The organism is Bartonella sp. CL71SXKL (assembly GCF_042194935.1).
Classification (GTDB): Bacteria; Pseudomonadota; Alphaproteobacteria; order Rhizobiales; family Rhizobiaceae; genus Bartonella.
The window spans coordinates 104530-127560 of sequence record NZ_JBHINI010000005.1 but is presented as its reverse complement, the minus strand read 5'-3'; the positions used below and the strand labels follow the sequence as shown (position 1 = coordinate 127560).

At 39.1% G+C, this 23031-nt stretch carries 21 protein-coding genes and 1 tRNA gene; 19 read left to right on the top strand and 3 right to left on the bottom strand.

Features of this window, described 5'->3' with window-relative positions; genetic code table 11:
- The first annotated feature begins 569 nt into the window (after nt 1–569).
- On the top strand, nt 570–2276 hold the full coding sequence (locus ACFILA_RS04315) for an ATP-binding protein (protein WP_375660724.1): 1707 nt from the start codon (nt 570–572) through the stop codon (nt 2274–2276).
- 18 nt (nt 2277–2294) lie between these two features.
- Here the strand turns inward: ACFILA_RS04315 and mscL are convergent, their stop codons facing one another.
- Nucleotides 2295–2702 (bottom strand): large conductance mechanosensitive channel protein MscL, encoded by a 408-nt coding sequence (gene mscL, locus ACFILA_RS04310; protein WP_273790360.1) that lies wholly within the window; start codon nt 2700–2702, stop codon nt 2295–2297.
- Between the two features lie 1206 nt (nt 2703–3908).
- On the opposite strand from mscL, the gene ACFILA_RS04305 reads away from it, so the two are divergent.
- From ACFILA_RS04305 to ACFILA_RS04220, 18 genes are all read left to right on the top strand, one after another.
- Nucleotides 3909–4991 carry a quinone-dependent dihydroorotate dehydrogenase gene (locus ACFILA_RS04305; RefSeq protein WP_375630988.1) on the top strand — a complete coding sequence of 361 codons (1083 nt, stop codon included), beginning with the start codon at nt 3909–3911 and terminating at the stop codon, nt 4989–4991.
- 140 nt (nt 4992–5131) lie between these two features.
- Nucleotides 5132–5208, top strand: a tRNA-His gene (locus tag ACFILA_RS04300).
- Nucleotides 5209–5395: 187 nt separating this feature from the next.
- Entirely contained in the window at nt 5396–5698 is a 303-nt protein-coding gene (locus tag ACFILA_RS04295) for a hypothetical protein (RefSeq protein WP_375660723.1), read from the top strand.
- A complete protein-coding gene (locus tag ACFILA_RS04290; RefSeq protein WP_375660722.1) occupies nt 5689–6480 on the top strand; it encodes a beta-hydroxyacyl-ACP dehydratase in 792 nt (263 codons plus the stop codon). Before ACFILA_RS04295 ends, ACFILA_RS04290 begins: the two co-directional genes overlap by 10 nt.
- Nucleotides 6473–7030: a hypothetical protein gene (locus tag ACFILA_RS04285; protein ID WP_375637529.1), complete on the top strand. Its 558-nt coding sequence runs from the start codon at nt 6473–6475 to the stop codon at nt 7028–7030. The genes ACFILA_RS04290 and ACFILA_RS04285 overlap by 8 nt, the downstream gene beginning before the upstream one ends.
- Nucleotides 7020–7535 carry a hypothetical protein gene (locus ACFILA_RS04280; RefSeq protein WP_375660721.1) on the top strand — a complete coding sequence of 172 codons (516 nt, stop codon included), beginning with the start codon at nt 7020–7022 and terminating at the stop codon, nt 7533–7535. The genes ACFILA_RS04285 and ACFILA_RS04280 overlap by 11 nt, the downstream gene beginning before the upstream one ends.
- Nucleotides 7536–8348: 813 nt before the next feature.
- Nucleotides 8349–8477, top strand: coding sequence for a DUF2924 domain-containing protein (locus tag ACFILA_RS04275; protein WP_375630993.1), 129 nt, complete (start codon nt 8349–8351; stop codon nt 8475–8477).
- A gap of 351 nt (nt 8478–8828) precedes the next feature.
- Entirely contained in the window at nt 8829–9038 is a 210-nt protein-coding gene (locus ACFILA_RS04270) for a hypothetical protein (RefSeq protein ID WP_273790367.1), read from the top strand.
- A 219-nt stretch (nt 9039–9257) separates the two neighbouring features.
- Nucleotides 9258–9446, top strand: coding sequence for a hypothetical protein (locus ACFILA_RS04265; RefSeq protein ID WP_375660720.1), 189 nt, complete (start codon nt 9258–9260; stop codon nt 9444–9446).
- 21 nt (nt 9447–9467) lie between these two features.
- Entirely contained in the window at nt 9468–11336 is a 1869-nt protein-coding gene (locus ACFILA_RS04260; RefSeq protein ID WP_375660719.1) for a site-specific DNA-methyltransferase, read from the top strand.
- Nucleotides 11337–11364: 28 nt separating this feature from the next.
- Nucleotides 11365–14562 (top strand): DEAD/DEAH box helicase family protein, encoded by a 3198-nt coding sequence (locus tag ACFILA_RS04255; protein WP_375630996.1) that lies wholly within the window; start codon nt 11365–11367, stop codon nt 14560–14562.
- A gap of 315 nt (nt 14563–14877) precedes the next feature.
- Nucleotides 14878–16128, top strand: coding sequence for an MFS transporter (locus ACFILA_RS04250; protein WP_375660718.1), 1251 nt, complete (start codon nt 14878–14880; stop codon nt 16126–16128).
- Nucleotides 16129–17059: 931 nt separating this feature from the next.
- A complete protein-coding gene (locus ACFILA_RS04245; protein WP_375660726.1) occupies nt 17060–18403 on the top strand; it encodes an MATE family efflux transporter in 1344 nt (447 codons plus the stop codon).
- A gap of 316 nt (nt 18404–18719) precedes the next feature.
- Entirely contained in the window at nt 18720–18908 is a 189-nt protein-coding gene (locus tag ACFILA_RS04240; RefSeq protein WP_375612108.1) for an NADPH-dependent FMN reductase, read from the top strand.
- A 28-nt stretch (nt 18909–18936) separates the two neighbouring features.
- Nucleotides 18937–19122, top strand: coding sequence for a hypothetical protein (locus ACFILA_RS04235; RefSeq protein WP_375660717.1), 186 nt, complete (start codon nt 18937–18939; stop codon nt 19120–19122).
- A gap of 424 nt (nt 19123–19546) precedes the next feature.
- Nucleotides 19547–19723, top strand: coding sequence for a hypothetical protein (locus ACFILA_RS04230; RefSeq protein ID WP_375637525.1), 177 nt, complete (start codon nt 19547–19549; stop codon nt 19721–19723).
- Nucleotides 19724–19788: 65 nt separating this feature from the next.
- Nucleotides 19789–19956, top strand: a complete 168-nt coding sequence (locus tag ACFILA_RS04225; RefSeq protein WP_375637524.1) for a hypothetical protein — start codon at nt 19789–19791, stop codon at nt 19954–19956.
- Nucleotides 19953–20108 (top strand): hypothetical protein, encoded by a 156-nt coding sequence (locus ACFILA_RS04220; protein WP_375643330.1) that lies wholly within the window; start codon nt 19953–19955, stop codon nt 20106–20108. The genes ACFILA_RS04225 and ACFILA_RS04220 overlap by 4 nt, the downstream gene beginning before the upstream one ends.
- A gap of 787 nt (nt 20109–20895) precedes the next feature.
- On the opposite strand, the gene ACFILA_RS04215 is transcribed toward ACFILA_RS04220, so the two are convergent.
- Entirely contained in the window at nt 20896–22116 is a 1221-nt protein-coding gene (locus ACFILA_RS04215) for an MFS transporter (protein ID WP_273790373.1), read from the bottom strand.
- A gap of 10 nt (nt 22117–22126) precedes the next feature.
- Nucleotides 22127–22906: a hypothetical protein gene (locus ACFILA_RS04210; protein ID WP_375660716.1), complete on the bottom strand. Its 780-nt coding sequence runs from the start codon at nt 22904–22906 to the stop codon at nt 22127–22129.
- Nucleotides 22907–23031: the final 125 nt, after the last annotated feature.

Genomic DNA, 23031 nt, shown 5'->3' with positions numbered 1-23031 from the left:
TGTTCTCTTTTTTACAGAGAAAATTTTTAATAAAATAGTGCGGTGGTATATTTTTTCTTTTGTAGCGATTCTAATGAAAGAAAGATCTTTGTATGAATGCCTTCAAATGCCAAGAACTATTGGTAACATTAGGGGCTGAAATTAGTATAATGATGGTGCTAACCAGCTCTTTTATAAGTATAAAAATGGTAATGCACAATGCCTTGATATCCTCTATAGGGACTTTTACATTACACCATTTACAGATGACGTCGTAAAATAAGCTTGGGGATCTTGGGAGATATCTTTTCAAAAAAGGCGCATGAATGTGTAAAATAAGTGTATTCTTTTTGAGTACTATTTATGCGAGGGAGATGTTACCATTATTGTAACAAGATTTATTACATAATGGGTGAATAAGCAACAAGAGCTGGAAGCTTCTTTTTATTCTTGTTTTGTTGATGAAACAGTCAAAATTTTGCTACAGACAATTTATATGAGATATCAAGTTATTTTAACCAGAACAGATAATTGTAAACAAATTAGCATTATTCATTTGAGAGTAAATCCAACACTTTTTAGTTTTAGTTATGCCATTAAAAGCAGATGAATTAAAGTTAAATACAAATGAATTAAAATCGCAGCAAGAAGCTTTTCGTTTTACACCAGAGCTTTTGCCACGGCCTTTTACGTGGGAAATCGATCACAATGGTTTGTTTTGTGAAGTCTCAAAAGAGCTAGCTGAAGTTGTTGGCCCTCTCTCTTCCTCTATTTTAGGGTGTAGTTTTCATGAACTTGCTCATCAATTTAATGATGATCGATATCTGGTTCTCAGTCGTTTTATTGAAACGGCTATGCCTTGGAGTAAAGAGATTGTTCAATGGCCTGTTGATGGTTGCTTACAATGGCTTGATGTTGAATTGTCGGCTTTGCCAATTTTTGATGTTACAAAGCAGCTTAAAGGGTTTCGTGGCTTTGGTGTTTTAAAAATACAAAAAAAAGTCCAAGAAAAAAGAAATGAAAAGCTAGCAACAGAAATACCATGTCTTACGGAGATAGAACGCTCAGCTTTTCATGAAATTGCAGAGCAATTGCGTGATGAATTGAATTCATCGGTAAAAGAAGAAAATTTAGTTGAAGAAACAGCTATTCAGTTACCATATGCACAAACATTGCCGGTAAATGCTATAGAACAAGCTCTCGTAAAAGAGCCCGCTGCAGTTTTATCATTGTTGGATACAGCAACAGATGGTGTTTTATGGTTGGATGAAGAAGGCTTTATTCAATCAGCGAGTAGGGCAGCCTTAGCATTAATGGGTTATGAAATAAATGAACTGCGAGGACAGCCACTCTCTTCATTATTTACTTTTCAAAGCCGACTTTTGGTTGAAAAATATTTTAAATCAATCCGCATGGAGGGAAAAAATCAGGTTTTAAATCGCAGAGAAACAGCTGATTTAATGACGAAAAATCATAAAAATATAACCGTTTTGATAACGATTGTATTTTTGGCAAAGCAAGGAAATTATGCTGTTATGTTGCGTGATAGGACACAAACAGTTCCATCAGGAGAAAAAAAAGCAGAAGAGGATAAAATCGTTGGAGTTGTTCATGAAATACGAACACCTTTGAATGCTCTTATTGGTTTTGCAGAAATTATGAGAGAAGGCCGTTTTGGTTCGATAGAAAATGAGCGCTATCATGGATATTTACGCGATATTATTTCCTCTGGAAAACATATATTATTGCTGATTAATCAATTACTAGAGTGCTCGAAGATAAATTATTCTGGTTCCGATAACCAGATTGATTCTTCCCTTATTTCTGAAACATTTGATGTGATATCTTGTTTACGTGCGACGATAGCTTTTCTTGAGACACAAGCCAATCAGAACGGCATTATCATGCGTATTGTTGCTCCACCTCATGTTCCATTTATTCCTGTATCACAACAAGTGTTTCGCCAGATTATATGGAATCTTCTTTCCAATGCTATTCGTTTTACACCTTTGGGTGGACAGATTATTGTTCACGTTTCTTATAGAAAAGAACGTGTAAAAATTTCAGTGAGTGATAATGGTATAGGGATGAACGAAGAAGAGATTATACAGGCACTGCAACCTTATGGTCAAGTAGAGCGCAAGGATGGCCGATCTGGTGATAGCGCTTTTATGGGAACAGGTTTAGGGCTCCCAATGTGTAAAGCAATGGTGGAAGAAAGAGGGGGACAATTTTTACTGTTCTCCAAACCCAATTACGGAACAACTGTGGAAATGTTTTTTCCTCGTGTTCCATGATGTAAATCTTGCATAAAATTATTTTTTCTTAGCCAAAAGATCTCTAATTTCTGTTAACAGTTGTTCTTCTGAAGACGTTTTTTGGGGGCTTTCTTCTTCTTTTCTACGGATTTTGTTCATAGCTTTAACGAATAAAAAAAGCACCCAAGCAATAATGAGAAAATTGATAAGTAAAGTAATAAAGTGTCCATAGCTAATGGTTGCTCCAGTTGCTTTGGCGGCACTCAATGTTGCTTGTTTTTCGCCAGCAAGTTGAATAAACATATTAGAAAAATCAATTCCACCTGTAATCAATCCAATGATTGGCATAAAAATATCATTGACAATTGAGTTGACCAAGCTACCAAAAGCACCCCCTATAATCACACCGATAGCAAGATCAATCATATTACCTTTTAGGGCAAATTCTTTGAATTCTTTAAGCATTGCATTTTCCCCTTTATGTAAGTGATATACGGTAATTTACTTACCGCTTTTGATGAAAAAGGAAAGGGCAGATTTTGTTTTTATGATTATATTACAATATTAATATTATTTTCAAAGACTTTATAAGGTTTAATAAAGAGCTTTAGGGTTCTATTTGGATTTTAGGGCTCTATTTGAATTTACATAGAACCTTTCCTAGAAAAAAGCTTTTTTAATAAAAACTATATCTGCTTTTTCAACAGAAAGTAGAAAACTGTAGCTTAATTTATATAATTGCCTCAAGATTTTTATGTTAACATTAAAAAGAGAGATTTTTACACAATACCACAGTAAAACTTATAATTTAATTCCTCTTAATTTAGTAAGCGATAATAGAAATTAGGAGGGCATTATGGCTTATCTAAAAGCTATTTGTACTGGGTTGCATGAGCTAAAATGGAGATAATTCCGATGGAAGAAACACATTTCATCTGCTGGAAGATTGTATCAGTTTATAAATAGCAGAGCTCTAGGGTTTGCAAGATCATTTTGGTTTGGAAGTCGTTGGTATGATAGGTGTGAGTTCAACAATCAACTGTCATTACTTAAAATATATGTTAGACAGAGCACTTAATAGATGCAAAATTGTATTTAACGCATCAGAAATGGCAAAGGAAACAACACAGATTCTTCAAAATTCTATCAATAGAGTACAAATTGATTGAACATTCTGTTGCTAATAAATGGTGCAACAATAGTATGAATTTAGATGTTTTTATGAACCATGTATCCTATAAATACTAGGAAAAAAATAGCTTTATAGAACAAGCTTTGTTTCTGTTGAAAACAATATTACACAGAGGAACTTTGGGAATAGAGGGCATTTGCATGCATATTTAAGAGAATTATGAGCTTGCCTGCATAAGATGCCACAAAACCATGACTATGGTAAAGAGCCATTGATGTTTCAATTCATGCTGCATTTTATAAGATTAGGATTCATATTTTAATCTTTAAAAAATGTCGAAAAAGAGAAACATTTTTAAAGAATAAAAAGTTCTTTACACAGTATATATCAATATAAACATGTATGGCTATTATATGATGATTTTTCTTCTAGAAGGGGAATATTATTTGGATAATATGCTTTCTTTGATTGGAAATCTTTTGTGTTAAAAGATATAGGTGAGGTGCGATGGATCATTTTTATGTTGTGGAGAAGGATTAATGAGTTTTTTTCGTTGTATTGGCCGTTCTGCCTTATTTATGTTGGATCCAGAGCAAGCACACGGTTTAGCGATTCTCGGGCTGAAAAGTGGATTAAATGGTTGTCAAAAGGTTATCGACAAACGTTTGTGTGTAACTGTTGCTGGTCTTGAGTTTGAAAATTTTATTGGTCTTGCAGCGGGGTTTGATAAAAATGCAGAGGTTGTAGATGGTATTTTTCGTTTAGGATTTGGTTTTACTGAAATTGGGACAGTGACACCAAAGCCTCAGATTGGAAATCCTAAACCACGGCTTTTCCGTTTAAAAGAAGATGAAGCGATTATTAATAGAATGGGCTTTAATAATGACGGACATCAAGTTGTTTACAATAGATTGCGTGCGTGTAAAAAAACTGGTGTTATAGGAGTCAACATTGGAGCCAATAAGGATACGGTCGATAAGATTGATGATTATACTGTTGGTATTGTTCATTTTTATGATGTTGCTGATTATTTTACGGTTAATATTTCTTCTCCTAATACACCAGGTTTACGTGATTTACAGGCCCGTGACAGTTTGCATCTTTTGTTGAGTGCAGTTTCGAAAGCGCGAAATGAGCAAGAGAACAAGCATGGATTCTCCATTCCTATTTTTTTAAAAATTGCTCCCGATTTATCAGAGAAAGAATTAGATGATGTTGCTGAAGAAATAAAACTTTCTGATTTTAATGGACTGATTGTTTCTAACACAACTCTTTCACGCCAGGGGCTTAGCAATAGTCACTTCAGTAATGAACAGGGTGGGCTTTCTGGACGTCCACTTTTTGAGCGTTCTACTATTGTGCTTGCAAAAATGCGTAAAAAATTAGGGAAGGAGATTGCAATTATTGGTGTTGGCGGTGTAAAGGACGCACAAACCGCTTTGGAAAAAGTAAAAGCTGGTGCAGATTTAATTCAATTATATAGTGGGATGGTTTATGAAGGTCCAGATCTTGTCATAACTATTCTGCAAGAGATTTTGCAGATGATGCAACAAGATGGAGTTGATAACATAAAAAGCTATCGTGATCATAGTCTTGAACATTGGGCAAAATTTCCTTTGTAAAAAAACGCTTTTTTCTTCACAAAAAATTGCGAGATTTTTTTTAAGGGGCTTGCAAACTTTGTTGATTTTCCTTATGTCACATAAGCGTAAGAATAAATGTTTACGAAATCGTGAACATTTATGATACATTTTCTTTTTATGCGGTTGTAGCTCAGTTGGTTAGAGCGCTGGTTTGTGGCACCAGAGGTCGTAGGTTCAAATCCCACCAACCGTACCAAGAGAGACGTCATTTCTGCACTAATCGGTGGATTTTGTGCTACTGGTCTCGCGCGCATATAGGAGCCTGCAAATATGCTGCCATGCGACTTTCTAGTGTCCTCCATGAGATTGAAATCGAGAATCTTGAGGTGGCGGTAACGCATTATTGCAAAGACAAACCCTGGCTAGGGTTTGGTCACCCGATTATGCAACGGGATGTCCGAGTTGATTTCTTTTTTTCACGCTTTCAGGTGCCTATGCGCCCCTTCGGTTCGCTTGCGCGATCTATTTCGGACAATACAGGACTGCAACCCAATGTCGATTTTCTAATTGCAAGCATCATGAGCAAACATCGGGCTGCTCCTGAGCTAGGATTGTTGGCTTTTTTCGTTTGTCGTATGCCGATACTTCTCGCGCACTATCAAGCGCGGTTTAGCTCTCATTCCTTCGGTTTATCATCAAAGGCTTTAAGAGAAAAATATAAAAAGGTCCCCCAATCATGGCTATAAAGCATCGCACCGAGCCAAATTTCTTGGGTATATGTCAGAGTATCACCTTAACCACACCGATGCGTGCTTGCGGGCAAATCGATATTTCTCACTGGGATTTAGCGCATAACTATTTGACGCAGGGCTTGTTACTCGAAGCCTTGCATCAGTTTTCAGTTCGATTCGCCACCGTGGTGGCTAAAAACTCGGATCTCACTTATCGCTATCTCCCTGTTATGGTTGAACAGTTTTTCTCTACCGTCCATTTTGATAGCGATCGGTTGCGCGTTGAAGGACATATTGAACGCATTAATGAGGACTGCCGTATTCACTGTAAGTCCAGCCCATGCGACAATGGCAGGGCCGTTATTGCGCAGGCAATCATCATTGTCAGTAAGGTCTGCTTCCCTAGCTCGTGTTCTGAGAAAGCCGCTCTTCCATTACTAGGCGATTTATGTAAGATTTCCTCCGTAACCGGAGATTCTTGTACTTTTTCCTTTAATGCGCATCATCCGCTTTTTGAGGAACATTTCCCCTCCCGCGCCGTATGTCCTGGTTCACTATTGATTGAGATGGTTCTGGCTTTGTCCACGCAGGGTAGGGCGAAAAATATCGCATCTGTTGCGCTGAAAAAAGTAAAGTTCATTGAAGCAGTTTATCCGGGAGATACCTATCAGTTGACCATTAAACAGGATACAGAGTATGAACCGGGTGGCGTTTTTTTATTCATACGGAAACTAAAAAACGAAGCACTTGCGGTAAGTTTTCTATCAAATATAAAAAGGAGGATGCGCCATGTTTAACATAATAATCTCTTTTATTCCGTGGAGTATTTACTCCTGGGTTATCAATGGAAACTTTTTAACTCTGGTCGAACGCTCTCTCATCTTAACTGTGATTTCATTGTTCATTATTGCTGTGAATATTAAAATTGTCCGGCAGGGAGAACCCGTGATGATTACTAACATTCTGACAGTTATTGTCCTGTTTGTTAATTATTTCGCTGGATGGTCTACACTTTTACTGAACTACCCCACAGTTTTTTGCTATCTGTCACTTGCTCTGGTTTCATTGATTAGCTTGCTGGTAAAGAAACCCTTTACCATTTTTTATGCCAGTGCTGGTGTTTCTGAAGAAAAACGCAAACATATCCTATTTTATCTCATCAATAAATATATTACATGGATTTGGGTAATCATCTTTTTTGCCAATGGCCTTCTAGTGGCTTTTTTTACATGGACCCCGCAGATTTGGTTGGTCACTATGGGTTTAATTTGTACTGGTATTCTTTTTTCTAAATATCTTCCTAACATCATGCAATATTTTTATCGCATCAAACATCATGGAGCATAATATGTCATTGTTTAACATTCTGACCGGAACCCCTTTATGGGCTTGGATTTTGCTTATTTTTCTCATTGCGAGGGGAATAATCGCATTGAAAGATAGGGAAACGAAGGTTTACCGCCTTTTTCTCTTGCCGTTAGTCTTTCTTTTTTTGGGCGCAAGCGATGTGATTAACCAGCTGGCCTTCCCACGCTGGGGAGCAATCGCAATGTTGGCAGGGCTGATGATCGGCTTTGGCGTTGGCTGGTTGCTCTGGCGTGCCACTCCGCGTTTAAAAATCAAAGAGGGAACGGATTTAATTATTCTGCCTGGTACGCGGTTGACGCTGATATTTATTCTTATCGCTTTTGTCATCAAATTCACATTGATTGTTTTTCTCAAGATTGAACATGATTTGAAATATGCATTTGATTTTAACCTTCTTTTTGGTCTTTTAAGTGGGTTCACTGGTGGTGTGTTTTGGGGCGGCACATTAAATTTATATATAACATTTCGAAAAAATATAAATTAGTTCCTATATCCTTAGCTGTTGATGCTTCTGTCAAGTATTATGATACAGAAGCGTCCGCTATTTTACGTTGAAACTGCGGCTGCTATACGACTAAGTGGCCTTACGCCTGAGTATGCAAGAGCGGCAGAGTTTGTACAGTCTACGCCATAATATGTGGAGCACTCTTGCGGGAATGAGTGCATTATTATTGCGATATACATGTAACCCTCTAGCTAATATTATATTAGTAAGGCTGTTTTTTGAAGCCGCTTGTAATTACGGTGTGTTTTTAAAGAGAACGTTCTAACCGATGTATCGCTTGCAGTACCATTTCTCTTTATAAGACTATTATCATTTCTTTTAGAAATCTGCACTTCTCACCTTTTTTTGCGTATGATCGATAACATAGTTAAGATCCTTGAGATAGTGAATTTTTATCTCTTTTGCTAAAAATGCCCAAACCATCTTATTTAGTCGAGACTTTGTTTAAGAAGGGATCTTCTAAATTTATTTTTTCAATAGGATATAAATTTCTCGTTTTGGGTGCGCGGTAAACTTATAGCAGCAATAAGCTTAGGTTTATTGGTTCTAAGCGTGGAGGGAGTTGAGCTATCCAATGCAAAAGAATAAATTGCACTTTTGTCTGACTTTGTGAACACACACTATTTTCTGGACTAATCGAGGAAATAGAACATTCATGTGTTTGAGAGGATTAGACAATGAGTTGTAAACAATTAGAGCAAGAAATAGCCACAGTAAAGTATACGTCAATGTAGGAGCCCAAAGCCTTATGGCACACTTATTTCAGTGACGATTATTTAGGACAAACCCATCATGTGCTTGTGGTGCCAAAAGGCTATCAATGAGGGCAAGATTTACAAAAGCTTGAAAGTTATTGCCAAGCATATTACCGGCATCAATTGGAATAGCCATTTGTTTTTTGGCCTTGTAAGGCGGGGATGAGAGGATGACAGGGGACAAGAAAGGTGCTTAAACAAGCGATAAAACCAATACGCGGCGCTATATATAGACGTAAAACCGAAGAAGGTTTAAAGCAAGAGTTTAACTAACGGGACGACAAAAAGAAGCAGACGAAAGCTTTGTTAAAGCTTACCGTCATGAAGGTTGGCAATTAATACCAACGTTGCTGATAATGTAAAAATCATGCCGCAATATATTTAAGGAGCGAGTGCAAGAGATTAATACATTCCTATGGCAGATTGTAAAAGCATGGTTTGTACATGAGCCTAATTATATGATTGATAAGGCAATACAAATCACTCAGGGACAAAATGATAAGAGCTATATTTTATTATGAATCTGACACACAGTATAAAACCTATAAAGGCAAAGCGTTTTATGGCATGGGAAGGATTTTCAGCCTGCTGGTGGGCGTTTGAGGGTGTTTTTATTTTACCTTCCGTAAAAGGTATTTTAGCAAATCTTGCTTGTGCGGACAAGGGAAAACTAGAAGTGGATGCTGACATAATCCCTTGTGAAATGGTTTTTATTGCGTCGAAATAAATGATGAAGAAGTTTATGTTTTCGTTGGCAGTGATAGTACTTGGATGTGCTTGTGCCAATTGATAAGCTTATTGATAATATTTGTAAGTGCCATAATAGCACACAAGAAAAAATATAAAATCGCTGTCTTTATTATGCCAAACAGCGGCTAATTTAGAGCGCGAAATTATTGCTTTTGCAAAGTAAATCAAAGAAAAGCAAAATGATCAAAATGTGGTAATGCGAATTGATCTAGCTGACTTGCGTAAGCAAAAAGAAATAAAACAAGCACAAGAAACTTTAAAAAATAAAGAGAACAGCTTATACGACATTTTTCATGAAAGTAAATTTGCAGAGGATACAGAAATAAATAGGATAAAAGGAATTGCGACGTACAAAAGAAATATTCATAGACATATTTTATACTAAGCGTAACGGAGAAGCGCAAAGATGAGTATAATAGCGGGTGAAGATAAAATAGAGGGCATGAGTCAAAGTCCAGTTAATCCAGACATAGAAAAGTTAAAAGCAGCCTTTCCGCAATGTTTTGCTGAGGGAAAGCTCAATATAGATCAGCTTCTTAATCTATGCGGCGAATATATTGATAATGATTTTGAGAAGTTCAAATTTGAATGGAAGGGCAAAGGAGCAAGTTTAAAGCTTGCGCAAAAGCCTTCACTTGCGACATTGCGCCCGAAGCGCGAGGAGAGCGTAAACTTTGATAATACACATAATCTTTATATTAAGGGCGATAATCTTGAAGTGTTAAAACTTATCCAGCGGGCTTATTTTGGCCAAGTGAAGATGATCTATATAGACCCGCCCTATAATACGGGTAATGATTTTATCTATGATGATGATTTTAAAGACCCATTGGCGCGATATAAGGAAGTGACGAGCCAAACGACAAAATCGAACCCTGAGACAATGGGGCGGTTTCACACGGCTTGGCTCAATATGATTTATCCGCGCTTGCGTTTGGCACAGACCTTATTGCGTGACGATGGGGTGATTTTTATCTCAATAGATGATCATGAAGTTCATAATTTGCGCAAAGTATGTGATGAAGTGTTTGGCGAAGAGAATTTTGTTGCGCAGCTGGTGTGGAGGAAACGCACTGGTGCTAATGATGCGCAAAACAATGTAAGTACAGACCATGATTACATTTTGTGTTATAGTCGCAGGCACACTGTTTTTAGTGGAGTACAAAAGAGTTTTGCAAATTATACCAACCCCGATAATGACCCGCGCGGGCCTTGGATGGCTGATAATTTGACATGCAATAAAACAGCATCAGAGCGGCCAAATCTTAATTACCCGATTACTGATCCACAAACGGGTGTAGTTTACCAGTGTAATCCCAATCGTGTATGGGCTTATGAAAAAGGACGAATGGCAAACATCATCAAAGAAGGCAAGGTGATCTTCCCAAAAAACAGACAAGGTACGCCTACTTATAAACGTCATCAAACAGAAGTTAAATCTCAAACTAAACCATTTAGTACAATGCTTGAAACAGATATGAATTTTATAGCGACCAAACAATTACGAGAACTTTTAGGCGGCCAATTTTTTGATCATCCCAAGGGTGTGAGTCTTATAAAGCAATTGATTGAACAGACGACCAGTGACAACGACATCATTTTCGATTTTTTTGCTGGTTCTAGTACAACGGCGCATGCAGTGATGGCTTTGAATGCTGAAGATGGTGGTAATCGCAAATTCATCATGGTGCAATTGCCTGAATTATGTGATGAAAAGAGCGAAGCCTATAAAACTGGTTATAAAACTATCTGCGATATAGGTATTGAACGTATTCGCCGCGCTGGTGCACAAATCAAGCAAAAGCATGAAGCAGAACTCACAAGTGAGCAGCCTCTAGACACCGGATTTCGCGTTCTAGAGCTCGATAGTTCCAACTTTTCCATATGGGACGATAGCCCGATTGATCCGAATGCACTTGATGTTAAAGAACAATTGCAAATGCGCTTGGATCATATTTTGCAGGGGGTGAATCCCGAGCGCTCTCATCAAGATATTATCTTCGAAATCATACTTAAATATGGTTGGCCACTGGATTTAAAAATTTACCCTTTACCAATCAATGGCAAAAAATTCTATTATATAGGCGAGAGCGAAGGCGATGTCTTGGTAATTATAGCCATAGACCCGCCCTTTGAACCCGAAGATGCGGAAGAGATGATAAAGTATTTGCCCGTAAAAATCGTAGCGCTTGATGCGGCCTTTAAAAGTGATGAGGCGCTTATTAATTGCGACTTTATCTTTAAAGACAATGAAGTAAGTTTTGATAAAATTTAAACTATAGAGAGACGATTGGGGCGGCGATATGAAACTTAAATTTAAACAACAAGAATTTCAAAATGATGCGGTTAAAAGCGTCATTGATTTATTTAAAGGCCAACCACGACGGAATTCTTCTATTTTCTTGCATTCAGAACAAGGACAATTAGCGTTAAATGAATTTGGTTATGGTAATCAATTATTGATCAGTGATGAAAGCATATTAGCAAATTTACAAGAGGTGCAACAGAACAATAAACTCTTGGCGAGTAAGACGCTAGAGCAAAAGCAGTTTTCTATTGAGATGGAAACGGGAACAGGCAAAACTTATGTCTATAGCAAGACGATTTTTGAGTTAAATCAACGCTATGGCTTTACCAAATTTATTATCGTCGTACCAAGTGTTGCTATTCGCGAAGGGGTGTATAAATCACTTCAGGTAACAAGGGAGCATTTTCAAGCAGAGTTTGATAATCTGCCCTATCGTTATTTTATTTATAATTCAAAAGATCTTTCGCAAATTCGCCAATTTGCAAGCTCTACCAATATTGAAATTATGATTATCAATATTGATGCATTTAAAAAAGCAGAAAATATTATCAACCTTCCGCAAGATAGACTGAATGGCGAAAGTGCTATGCGCTATATCCAAGATACAAATCCGATTGTGATCATAGATGAACCGCAATCGGTGGATAATACAGCAAAAGCGAAGGAGGCTATTGCGAGCCTTAATCCGCTTTGTGTTTTCCGCTATAGTGCCACGCATAAAGATGAGATTAATCTTTTATATCGTTTAACACCTGTTGATGCTTATAAAAAAGGACTGGTAAAGCAAATTTGTGTTTCTTCTAATCAGATAGAGCAAAATTTTAACCGTCCCTATATTGCCTTGAAATCCGTATCTCACAAACATGGCTTTAAGGCGCGCTTAGAGTTGGATATTGCGGGAAAGAATGGCACTGTGAGCCGCAAAACAGTTACAGTGAGACAAGGCGATGATCTGTATCGCGTTACGGGCGGGCGTGAGCTTTATAGGGGTTATATTGTTTCGGGTATCAATTGCATGGCGGGGGATGAAGCTGTTGAGTTTTCTGATACTGAAATTGTCAAATTTGGCCACGCCCTTGGTGATGTGAATACAATAGAGCTTAAACGCGCGCAAATTTATCGCACTATAGAAACACATTTAGATAAAGAATTGCGGCTTGCGCCTTTAGGGATTAAAGTTTTATCACTTTTTTTTATTGATGAGGTGGCTAAATATCGTAGCTCTGATGAAGAGCCAGCACTTTATGAGCGTATGTTTGAAGAATGTTATGAAGAGCTGTTGGCGAAAAAGAAATATGCCTCCTTGCGAACTAAGTTTGCACAAAATGTTCGAAACGTGCACGGCGGTTATTTCTCGCAAGACAAAAAAGGCGTCTATAAGGATACAAAGGGCGACAGCCAAGCTGATGATGACACTTATAACACGATTATGCGTGATAAGGAGTGGTTATTATCTTTTGCATGCCCCTTGCGTTTTATCTTTTCGCATTCGGCCTTGAGAGAAGGCTGGGATAATCCGAATGTGTTTCAAGTGTGTATGCTGATTGAGCAAAAATCGAATTTTACCGTACGGCAAAAGATTGGTCGCGGTTTGCGCTTGTGCGTAAACCAACACGGTGAACAGGTAGAAGATAAAGATATAAATGTGCTGCATGTCATGGTGAATGAAAGCTTTGCTGAGTTTGTGAGTACATTGCAAAAAGAATTAGAGGCGGATATTGGTTATAAACTTGGTACATTGCAGATGGAGCATTTGGTTGGCCGTATTTATGAAGATGTAAAATATGTGGCCGCTAAAGTGGAAGTATCGCAAGCACAAAAAATTGTTAAAATACTTGTTGCAAAAGATTTTATTGATGAGGCAGGTGTCGTTAAAGTAGATCAAGATTTAGTAGCGAGCGAATTTGATGCTATAGGGGCGGAGGAAATGCCACGCGAATTGCGTCAAGAAATTGTGAAAAAAACTGATGCGGGCGCGCTTATTAATGTTGAGACGCTGCAAGATCTGATTTATATGACAACTGTGACAGAAACAAAAATTCTGTCTTCGCAAGAGGCTGCTGATATATTGGTTGAGTTGCGTGAAAAAGCCTTGCTTACATCAGCAGGAAAAATCACAGATACATTAAAAGCGCAATGGGCGACTGGGACGTTAGATTTAAGTGAACGTTTTAGTAAAGGGCAGAAGCAGGCTGTGCTGCAGGCGCTAGAAGCGAGCCAAGCCATGCCGATTATTCGTAATGCTACGCGCGAGGTGCGGGTTAAGCTTAAAAAGCAAACAGTGGCTTCACCAGAGTTTTTGGCCTTGTGGGAAAAGATCAATAAAAAGACCACTTATCGTGCAAAGCTTGATCGCACAGAGTTTGTTGCCAAAGCAGTGGATGCAGTGGAAAAAATGGCGCCAGTTGCGCCCGCGCATTTGGTTTATCAGACAGCAGAGATAGAACTGGATAGTGCTGGTGTGACCTATGAAGAGCAGTTATTAAAGCAGAGTGCGCTTGATTATAGTTTTTGTGCACTGCCGAACATTGTACATTATTTGACCTTAAAGCTGAAATTAACCACAAAGACAATTATTGGTATTTTGACAAAGAGTGGTCGTGAGCATGAGTTTGTAAAAAATCCACAAGCTTTTTTAGAGCGCATAGAAGAAATACTCAATAAAACCCATGTTAATCTTACAATTGATGGCATTAAATATTTAAAGCTGGTCGGGCAAGAATATAGTGTGCAAGAGCTTTTTACCAGTGAAGAGCTTGTGGCAAATTTAGAGCGTACAGCTGTTGTGAGTGAGAAGAGTGTGTATGATCATGTGGTTTATGAAAGCAGTGTGGAGAAAGAGTTTGCACAAAGTCTTGAAAATGATCCTGAAGTCAGATTGTTTTTTAAACTACCAAGAAGTTTTAAAATAGCCACTCCCATTGGTTCTTATACGCCTGATTGGGCAGTTTTTTTAGAGCGAGATGGCGAACAAAAGCTTTACTTTGTGCTGGAGACAAAAGGGGCAAACAGCGAGTTTGATTTGCGACTTAAAGAAATACTGAAGATTAAATGCGGCAAAGCGCATTTTGCTGCACTGCAAACGAGCGTTGCGTTTAACGACCAGCCGGTGATAAATTGGCGTGAATATAAGCGTACTTTGCCCGAAGGGGCGCATGAGTTTCCAAGTGCTGCGGTGGTTGTTACAGAATGATTGGAGCATGAAATACTTAAGGGGGAGGGGAGAAAAGCTTTTTATATCAAAATAATAAATTGATAAAAGGTAGTTATAATGTACACTTCATGTTGAATTTAATTGTTTTCATTTAATACAGGAGGTAAAGTTATGAAAACTAAAGATATGTATAAACCACTGAAAAAAAATTAAACGGGTTGATGTTGCTGCGCTCAAAGCCCGAGCAAGTGAGCAGAAAATGGCTGCTTGAGGCGCTTCTATGAATTGAAGTTTGAAAATATACAAAGCTGGCGGTAAAAAAAGCTGCCAGCTTTATAGCTTTTGGATATATTAATGACGATAGATTATGAAGTTAAAAAGTTGCTCTATGGCTGTGGGGCAATGAGCGGGGTTCGGCTGATTACAGGTTCCTTCCATGCTTTTTTTTTCTTGTCTATGGGCGTTAGTATAGCACAGTTAGCCTTATTGCAAATTGTGTTTAGCGCGGCTATTTGTATTTTTGAAGTGCCTTGTGGGATTTTAGGAGATAAAATCGGCGTTAAAAAAAATGTTATCTTATCATGTTTCTTTTTTTCGCTCTTCTTCTTTTTATGTATTTACGCGCCTAATCTTTCTGTCTTAATTCCGGCAGAAATTATATATGCTTTAGGCTTTGCTTTATGCTCTGGCGCTGATAGCACATGGATTAAAGGCTTAATCGACGGCGGTGGATACAAGGGTAGTTTGATCTACCACCAAGTAAACGTCTATAAGCGGGAACTGACGGCATTCATGAATATGGTTGCTGGTGCGCTAGGTGTTCTTATTGTTTTGTGTATGGATAATTATCAGTCGGCATATTATTTTTGTTCTTTCGGGTTTCTCATGCTTGTATTCTTGTTTAGTCGGGTGACGGGGATAGGTATTGCATCCGCTTCGGATAGTCAGTCAATAGACTCGGGTTCTTTGTTGCATGCAACAGAAGCTTTTACTTATTTAGTTACCTCAAAAATCGGGTTATATTATATATTGATATGTGGTTTTATTGTTGCTGCATTGCAGCCAATATTTCATTTTTGGCAACCTTTTATTTTGGGACAGACAGGAGTATTAGACAATGCGATAGGAAAGACTAAAATTCTTATTCTTGGCCTGTGCTTTGTGTCTTATACTCTCGTAAAATACTTATTTAATCGCTTTGTAATTAAATATCTTATGCAAAAATATGCTCCTATGGCGATAACTTTGTGCTCACTCGTCCTAAGTGCTGTTGTTATGCTTGCTCTGCTTCTCGTTGCAAACAGTTGGGCTCCTATTATTTTATTCACCGTATTTCACAGTTTTTTTTCTGTTCCTATGACGCAGTTTGAAGCAGAGTTTTTTAAACATATTCAACAAAAGAATGCAAATACGGTTTTATCCATGGTTAGTTTTCTTGCGCGTATTTTTGGTATTTTAGCGCTTGTGCTGATTGGTTGGTTGGCAAATAATGTTTGTATAGAAGCAGCTTTTTGTTTTGCCTTGGTTTGTATATGTTTAATTATCCCGCTTAATTTGGCTTGGCTTTATACTGATAAAAAGTTAATAAAAAACGAAGAGGTCTGAGAGTGAAGATACAGTTGAATAGGGCCTTGCCTGTGACTTACATAAAGACACAGGAAAAAATAGTGTGTGGGTCATCTTATATGGATTGAGTCGAAATTAATAGCTGTCCATCGTTTTTAGTAGAGATGCTTACCGATTTGAATGCGCCAAATGATTGTGCGGCTATTAGCCAGAAATATCGCGAACGAGCATATCAAGAGGATATGATATTGATGTGTTGTTAAATGAATACTTCAGATTGGATTCGGAGGTGGACAAAATTATTATTTTTGGAGAGGGCAATCATTCATATGAAGTCTCTATAGTTTTGTGATGTGGACATGGTGCGTATAGTTATAGAATGCTCTCCTAGTGAGTGCTAGATGGTGCTTTTGCGTCCGTAAAATATTGTGCGTTGGTTGTTGAACTAAAGTTTCATAATTTTAGATCGTAGAGCGGTGGGGCATCGAGGTGTCTTATGTATCATAAACGCTCTTTTTTAATTGGTGTATAGGCACAATGGATTGTAAAAATGCTAATGCCTGTGTTTTTTGACAACTTGGTCGGCTTTGTTTTTTTACGTATGTAAGCAGCGAGTAAGCAAAGGTTAGCACAGGTGTATTACTTGCAGTACCAAAAAGTTTGATTAAAAATACTAAAAATGGATATACAAGACGAACAAACGGCTCGCTGAGGATCTTTTATCAATGACTGTAGTTGCTTGGGGGCATAATATTGTACAAAAAAACGCATGGCATAAAGTCCAAAAAACCAATAAAGGTGCATTGCGCTTCTTTTTTAAGAACTGGGCATCTCCTCTTACCTTAATGCGTTCTCATTATGCATCCTTTACACAAGACTTGCGATGGAAAGACTTTACGGAAAAAATCAATGTGTTTTGTTTAAAAGATCCGAGCTTAATATGCCCTTCAATATGGAAAGATATTTCACAATGTTTGTTGTGATGAAGCAATTGCTCTCTCTTGGCATGCCTCTGGCTGTTGGGTTTATCTTTCAGATGATGATTTCCTTCACAGATGCAGCGCTTGTAGCGCATTTAGGCGTGCAAGCCTTGAGTGGTACAATGTTAGCTCTGAGTATATTTAGTTTTGTTATGTTGTTTGGGCTAGGTATTATTACCGCGGTTGCACCAAAACTTGCGGAAAGTTTTCGTAGACAAGATAGATATGCATTAAAGGTATGGTTTGATCAAGGAATATGGCTTTCCCTTGTGATTGGAATGATGAGTGCGATCATTTTACTCAACACGAGGAATATTTTGTGTTTTCTCGGCCAAGATGAGACAATTGCCAATATAGCGCAGGAATATAATAGTGGTGCTGCTATAGGAGTGGTGTTTTTTTATCTTTATGTGAATAGCCGGGGATTACTGTCAGCAATTGGTAATCCAAAGCCCTTAACCTGGGTTATGCTTGCGGCTATCCTCGTAAATTTTCTTATCTCTTGGCTGCTTATTTTTGGTATAGGTTCTGCAAGCGGATTAGGTGTCTTTGGTGCAGGAATTGCGAGCAGTTTGATCCGTATTTTAATTGTTATTGCAGCAGCAATAATATTGTCCCGCAATTCTGCTTTTCATTCTTTTCGCTTTAATTATTTGAGACCAAAGTTAGAGATTTCACGAATAATAAAATTGCTGCGAGTAGGGCTACCCATTGGTATACGTATTCTTATTGCGGAGGGTTTTCCTTCTGTTATTGCATTTATGATTACGGCTTATGGGGTCGAATCTTTGGCCGCGCATACGATAGGGATGCGTCTCGATATGCTTATTTCTGTGGTGGCTTTGGGGATTTCCAGCGCAGCTGCGACAATAGCAGCGTGGTATAGAGCAGATAGGAATAATATGGCTCTAAAACAGCTGCGTATGAGTGTCACAGTTTTTGCTGTAGCTTATGTCTTATTTTTATCAGTGGTTGTTTATCTCTCTTATGAATTTATCCTTACAACCATCTTTAATATTTCTGAAGACAGCGTTGTTGTTTTCTCTTGGAAGTTGCTTCCGTTCATCTTATTGTCTTTTGCTTTTGGCACTTTAGGAGCTATGCTCAATGGCATACTTGTGGGTTTGCTTGATACGTTTTGGTCAACAATTGTTGTAGCAATAAGTTATTGGGGGTTAGGCCTATTTGGGGGAGCGCTAATGGCGCATTTTTTTGAATATGACTTTATTGGCTATTGGCTTGGCATGATTGGTGCAAGCTTAATCGTTTCTCTCTTTAATTATATGCGCGTGGGTTATTTAATAAAATGCAATCCTATGTTTGGGGCAGAGTGAGTGTTATAAAAGCGCTTGTAAAGCACTAGCTGTGAAGGCTTAGCTACTCACCATCCATAGAGGCTGTTTTTACTTCTATGGAGATAACAATATAGGTTACAAAACTTGCTTAATATTGAAAAGAAGTGTCTTTGATTGTAGCCTCAATATTATTTGTTGAGTTTTTAAAATAATATGGGTTTATTAAAATCATTCGGCTACAATTTAAGAGTAAGTTCGGTAGATTGGAAGAGTTTAATACCTTAAAAAATGACGAGAAAAAACGTGCTTATATTCATACGCCGTTGAGGAGGCATTTAAAAAAGTTGTTGTTTTTATAAGTCATTACCATTGTGATGCTAAAACGCATGCATTTGTCAAAACAATCGCAGACGCTAACGATGTTATTCTTGCAAGCCCTGTTTATCACGGGTCTTATTCAGGGGGATTGAAGAATGCTCTTGATAATTTAGAGTATAATGCTTTTGGGATAAAGTTTTTGGTCATCTCTCTCATGACAATATAACCCAAAATGCGCACTGCCCTGTGTATATTTGGTACCAATTGTGCATACGCTTTATGGACAGGCGCTGCAATATCAAGTTGCTTCGGCTAAAGATGATTTTGCGTTTGAGAATGAAAACCGCACACGGAGACTTAGCAGCGTAAATGTACGGGCTTGCTGCGCACATCTTGCTGATAAAATGTACAATAAGGGTGGAGGATATGATCAAAAATGATAGGAAATACCGTTATTTAGTCATTGGTGGTGCAGGAATATTGGCTCCCTTCGCCGGTTATTAGGGCTGAACAACGTGATTATCGCAGCGCGTTTTCGTTCTCATCAATCCAAAATTGAGTTATTTCAGACAAGGGCTAAATGTATATTTTGGAGATTATTATAAGCCATAGGCACAATTTTTAAAAGGGGTACCCCTCTGGACAGGCTTGAAATATTGCATATTATGGGGGGGCATTCGCTTGCACATGCATTTTCGTGTAGGTTGAGATTGAGCGGTTGGCCTTCTTACCGAAGCCTCTGCGTATTGTTCATGTTTTTGGTTCTAATGCAGAGGATAAAATAATCTCTGGATGTGCGCATCACAATGAGATTGATCCCATATCTGTAAAATTAGGTCGGAAAAGGCGATCATATGGCCGGCGGTGGTCAATGAGAAGAGTGTATATGATCATGTGGGGTTTATAAGAGTAATATTGAGAAAGAATTTGCGCAAAATTAATGATAATGCCTCCGAAGTAAAATTATTTTTTAAATTGCCAAGGAGCTTTAAAATCGTGGCGCTCATAGGCTCTTACACGCCGGATTTGGGGGTGTTTTAGAGTGAGATGGCGCGCAAAAGCTTTATTTTGTACTGGAAACAAAAGGAACGAATAGCGAGTTTGATTTGCGCCTTAAAGAAATGCTGAAGATTAAATGTGGCAAGGCGCATTTTACCGCCCTTGAGACTGGTGTGGTGTTTAACGAGGCACCGGTGATGAGTTGGCGCGATTCTAAGCGGGGGATGGTGGTAGAAAGAGTGGGGGGCTGTGGTAGGAGTGGGCGGCACGAATGACGCTGTCTTTAATTGCGTACCGCCAAGCTAATTTTGTGCTTTGCGAAATTAGCCAAGGCTTTTGGACGTACCGCGTAAAATCTTATGAATATCATGCAGAAGGCGCGCAGAAATGGGGGATTGCGTGTCTAGCTTCCCAATGCCGTAATTAAGTACAGCCACAAATGAGATAGCTCTTCAATATCATCAGTCGCACTGATACTTGTTCTTTATTTTCAAACAATAATAGGTCAGATGGTAACGATTATGTCCTTTCTATCTGAGAAAAGAGTAGCACCGCTTGCGTATATGCACGAGTAAAAGTCAATCAACATTGGTCTGAGGTAAAAACAGCCAATTATTTCTAATACACCTAAGGATTTCATAGCTTGCTCTAACGGTTTATATAAATCCGCCCTTTTAAAAGGTGGATTGGGTGGAAAATTTATTGGGATATAGGCTTTATGAATCTCTCGAACTAAGCTTCCTACTATGCAGGCCCTAAGGCGTGATTGCATATATGGTCGCATCTGTTGCTCGTTGTGTAGGCAGAGATCCTAAATTAGGAAAGGAGGGCTGGTCTTTTAATTACAAAGGAAGAATACGGCGCGTAAGTGCAGCAAAATGTATTTTGAAGAGCAGTAAAGGGGTGAGGCATTTGATGTCCAGCGGGTGACGGATTAACTGGAGTATAAGTAGGCATTGCTAGGGCGGAGTTTTTAGTTAAGAATTGCACTTCGTACGCTATAAGCTCTCTGCATCCTTCATATAGGCGTTGAGATCATCGCCCAATCAACGTAAAGGGGCTGTTTTGTCTTTAGCGCTTGTTTGGCTGCTTCTATAGTGCCGCTGGCTCTATCAGCCATTATGGTGATAATTTTCTCGTCCAAAGAACAGATCAATCGATTGCGTAATAGGGTATGTGTGCCTTTTTTGACCGTGTCTTTTTTAAAGCAGCTGTTACCTCGTGGCAGGGTTGGGTATGTCTATATGATCAGCCTGCCAAAGAAAAGGAAGCGTTATCGCGATAGCCACCAATAGTAGTCCAGCGATAAAGGCGGCAGCAAACTGCAATGATATAAAAGAACCAAGGACGCCGACCAAAAAGCTTCCGACCGGCATTCCAGCATAGCCTATCACCCGAAAAGCAGAATTAGCTCGCCCGAGAAGTTGCTTTGGTGTGAGGCGCTGCCTGAAGGCGGTAACACCAATAAACCATAAGCTTGCTCCAACGCCAGCGATAAAGGTGACGCCCCATACGACGACAGCACTTTTTGAAAAGGCTGGAATCAGCAGCAAGACAACCGTTCCTAAACCGTCAGTGAGAACAGCTAGGCGCACCGGTGCATAACGTATACGCGGCGCAAATAGGGCACCTGCCATTGTACCAAGCGCGTAGGCTGCAAACATTACGCCATATTGGCTGCTATGTAGGCCCAGATACCGACCGTCGGTAACGAAGAAGATGAACGAGGTTAGGAATGCTCCAAATACCACCGATAGAAAGAATGTGAGTAATGTAAGGGAGGTAAGATGCCGATTTGAAAAAATGAAACGAAAGCCGGCAATAATATAACGGAAAGTGATGTTTTCTTTATCAAGTGTTGGCGATGTCGGAACAGCACGGCGAGCGGTAAAAATCAATGTGATAAAAAGCACGATTAACAAGCCAAGAAATAGCAGTGTGCCATGCCCTAAAATGCTGCTTGTTATGACAGGGGCAAGAAAATAGGAGACCCCGAAATCTAAAAACAAGACAATTGAGTAGAAGGTCATCAATCGCTCTCCCTCCATGATAAGTGGTGGAATCGTCATTATATAAGCTTCGGCAGAAACGACGATGAATCCAGCAATGGTTGCATAGAAGAAAATTTGTTCGGCTGGAGCAATCTGTATCATGAGCAGTACGAACAGGACAATATGCAGTAGCATGAAGATGAGGAGAGCTGTGGTGGCAAGTTTTATTTTGTCGCAGCGATCAAGTAAAGCGCCTGCAAGGATGCCGAAAATTGGCCACGCTAATGAGAAGAGACCTTGCGCCCAACTTACTCCGACTACGCCATATCCAGATTGTCTTGCTAATAGCGGGATGGCAGTGCGCAAAGCACCGCTGAGTAAGGCGAGCAGACTAACGGTTAGGCAAAAATAGCGTATGTTCCTGTTGGTAAAAAGCGTGAACATTCTTTTCTCCTTAAGATGCCATACAGGTTTCCGCTGTTCCATCAAGTACGGCGGTTGTATTCAGCATGTTTGCGACATAGCCGTCCAAGATATTCCTATCTGCCTGAGGTAGAAGAAAATACATAAGGTTGGAATACCATTGCCAACCACGCTGAGTCAGCTGGAGATCGTTATCACTTTCTACGATGAGACCTGCACCTATGAGCTGTTGTAGGTTATTGTATACGAAAGAGGGGAGTGCGGTCCAGTCAATTCTTTCTTTTTTGGCATAACCGTTATAAGGTAGCCTCATACACAAAGCCTTGGAGGCTTGTTGCTCCGCTGATACCCAATTGTAGTATACTTTGGATTTGCCTTTAAGTTGTATGTCGGTAATGTATCCGCTTCGACTGGGATTGGCTCGTGTGACGAGTGAGCCGAGAATCGACATTGCTGACGCCCCGAAGCCAACCACATAATCGTCATGATAACCATGCAAATATTTGTGATAGCGGAAATAATTAGCTGAACTCGTTTTAGCGAGCGTTAGAGGAGTGTTATTGGCAATTTTGATATAGGAATGCCCATTACACGGCGCATAGCCGCAGCTGCGCATAACGATATCGCTAAATAATCGAAGCATTTGTCGATGCTGTAGGCTGGACGGTTTTAGCCCTTTTTGTGCGTAAGACTTATGCAGTTGCGACGTGATAGCCAGATTGTTGATTGCATAGAGGTTGATGGTTTCAGGATGAAGCTCTCTGGCTTGCTTCAAATCGTATAATCGTTCTTCGGCTTGCTGGCTGTGCATGCCATATAGTAGGTCGAAACCGACATGTCCCAATTATCTCTTGTGACCAAGCCATGGTATTGTTGATTTGTTCACGTGTTGAGGTGAGGTTAAACAATGATCGGAAACGCTCAATGAAACTCTGT

Bases quoted from the DNA above. Each gene is read 5' to 3' on its own strand.
- ACFILA_RS04215 (WP_273790373.1), bottom strand. From the start codon at position 22,116: ATGTTCACGCTTTTTACCAACAGGAACATACGCTATTTTTGCCTAACC.
- ACFILA_RS04305 (WP_375630988.1), top strand. From the start codon at position 3,909: ATGAGTTTTTTTCGTTGTATTGGCCGTTCTGCCTTATTTATGTTGGAT.
- ACFILA_RS04280 (WP_375660721.1), top strand. From the start codon at position 7,020: ATGGAGCATAATATGTCATTGTTTAACATTCTGACCGGAACCCCTTTA.
- ACFILA_RS04270 (WP_273790367.1), top strand. From the start codon at position 8,829: ATGAATCTGACACACAGTATAAAACCTATAAAGGCAAAGCGTTTTATG.
- ACFILA_RS04315 (WP_375660724.1), top strand. From the start codon at position 570: ATGCCATTAAAAGCAGATGAATTAAAGTTAAATACAAATGAATTAAAA.
- ACFILA_RS04245 (WP_375660726.1), top strand. From the start codon at position 17,060: ATGTTTGTTGTGATGAAGCAATTGCTCTCTCTTGGCATGCCTCTGGCT.
- ACFILA_RS04290 (WP_375660722.1), top strand. From the start codon at position 5,689: ATGGCTATAAAGCATCGCACCGAGCCAAATTTCTTGGGTATATGTCAG.
- ACFILA_RS04220 (WP_375643330.1), top strand. From the start codon at position 19,953: ATGACGCTGTCTTTAATTGCGTACCGCCAAGCTAATTTTGTGCTTTGC.
- ACFILA_RS04250 (WP_375660718.1), top strand. From the start codon at position 14,878: ATGACGATAGATTATGAAGTTAAAAAGTTGCTCTATGGCTGTGGGGCA.
- ACFILA_RS04255 (WP_375630996.1), top strand. From the start codon at position 11,365: ATGAAACTTAAATTTAAACAACAAGAATTTCAAAATGATGCGGTTAAA.
- ACFILA_RS04275 (WP_375630993.1), top strand. From the start codon at position 8,349: ATGTGCTTGTGGTGCCAAAAGGCTATCAATGAGGGCAAGATTTACAAA.
- ACFILA_RS04285 (WP_375637529.1), top strand. From the start codon at position 6,473: ATGTTTAACATAATAATCTCTTTTATTCCGTGGAGTATTTACTCCTGG.
- ACFILA_RS04260 (WP_375660719.1), top strand. From the start codon at position 9,468: ATGAGTATAATAGCGGGTGAAGATAAAATAGAGGGCATGAGTCAAAGT.
- ACFILA_RS04265 (WP_375660720.1), top strand. From the start codon at position 9,258: ATGCGAATTGATCTAGCTGACTTGCGTAAGCAAAAAGAAATAAAACAA.
- ACFILA_RS04210 (WP_375660716.1), bottom strand. From the start codon at position 22,906: ATGCACAGCCAGCAAGCCGAAGAACGATTATACGATTTGAAGCAAGCC.
- mscL (WP_273790360.1), bottom strand. From the start codon at position 2,702: ATGCTTAAAGAATTCAAAGAATTTGCCCTAAAAGGTAATATGATTGAT.
- ACFILA_RS04295 (WP_375660723.1), top strand. From the start codon at position 5,396: ATGCAACGGGATGTCCGAGTTGATTTCTTTTTTTCACGCTTTCAGGTG.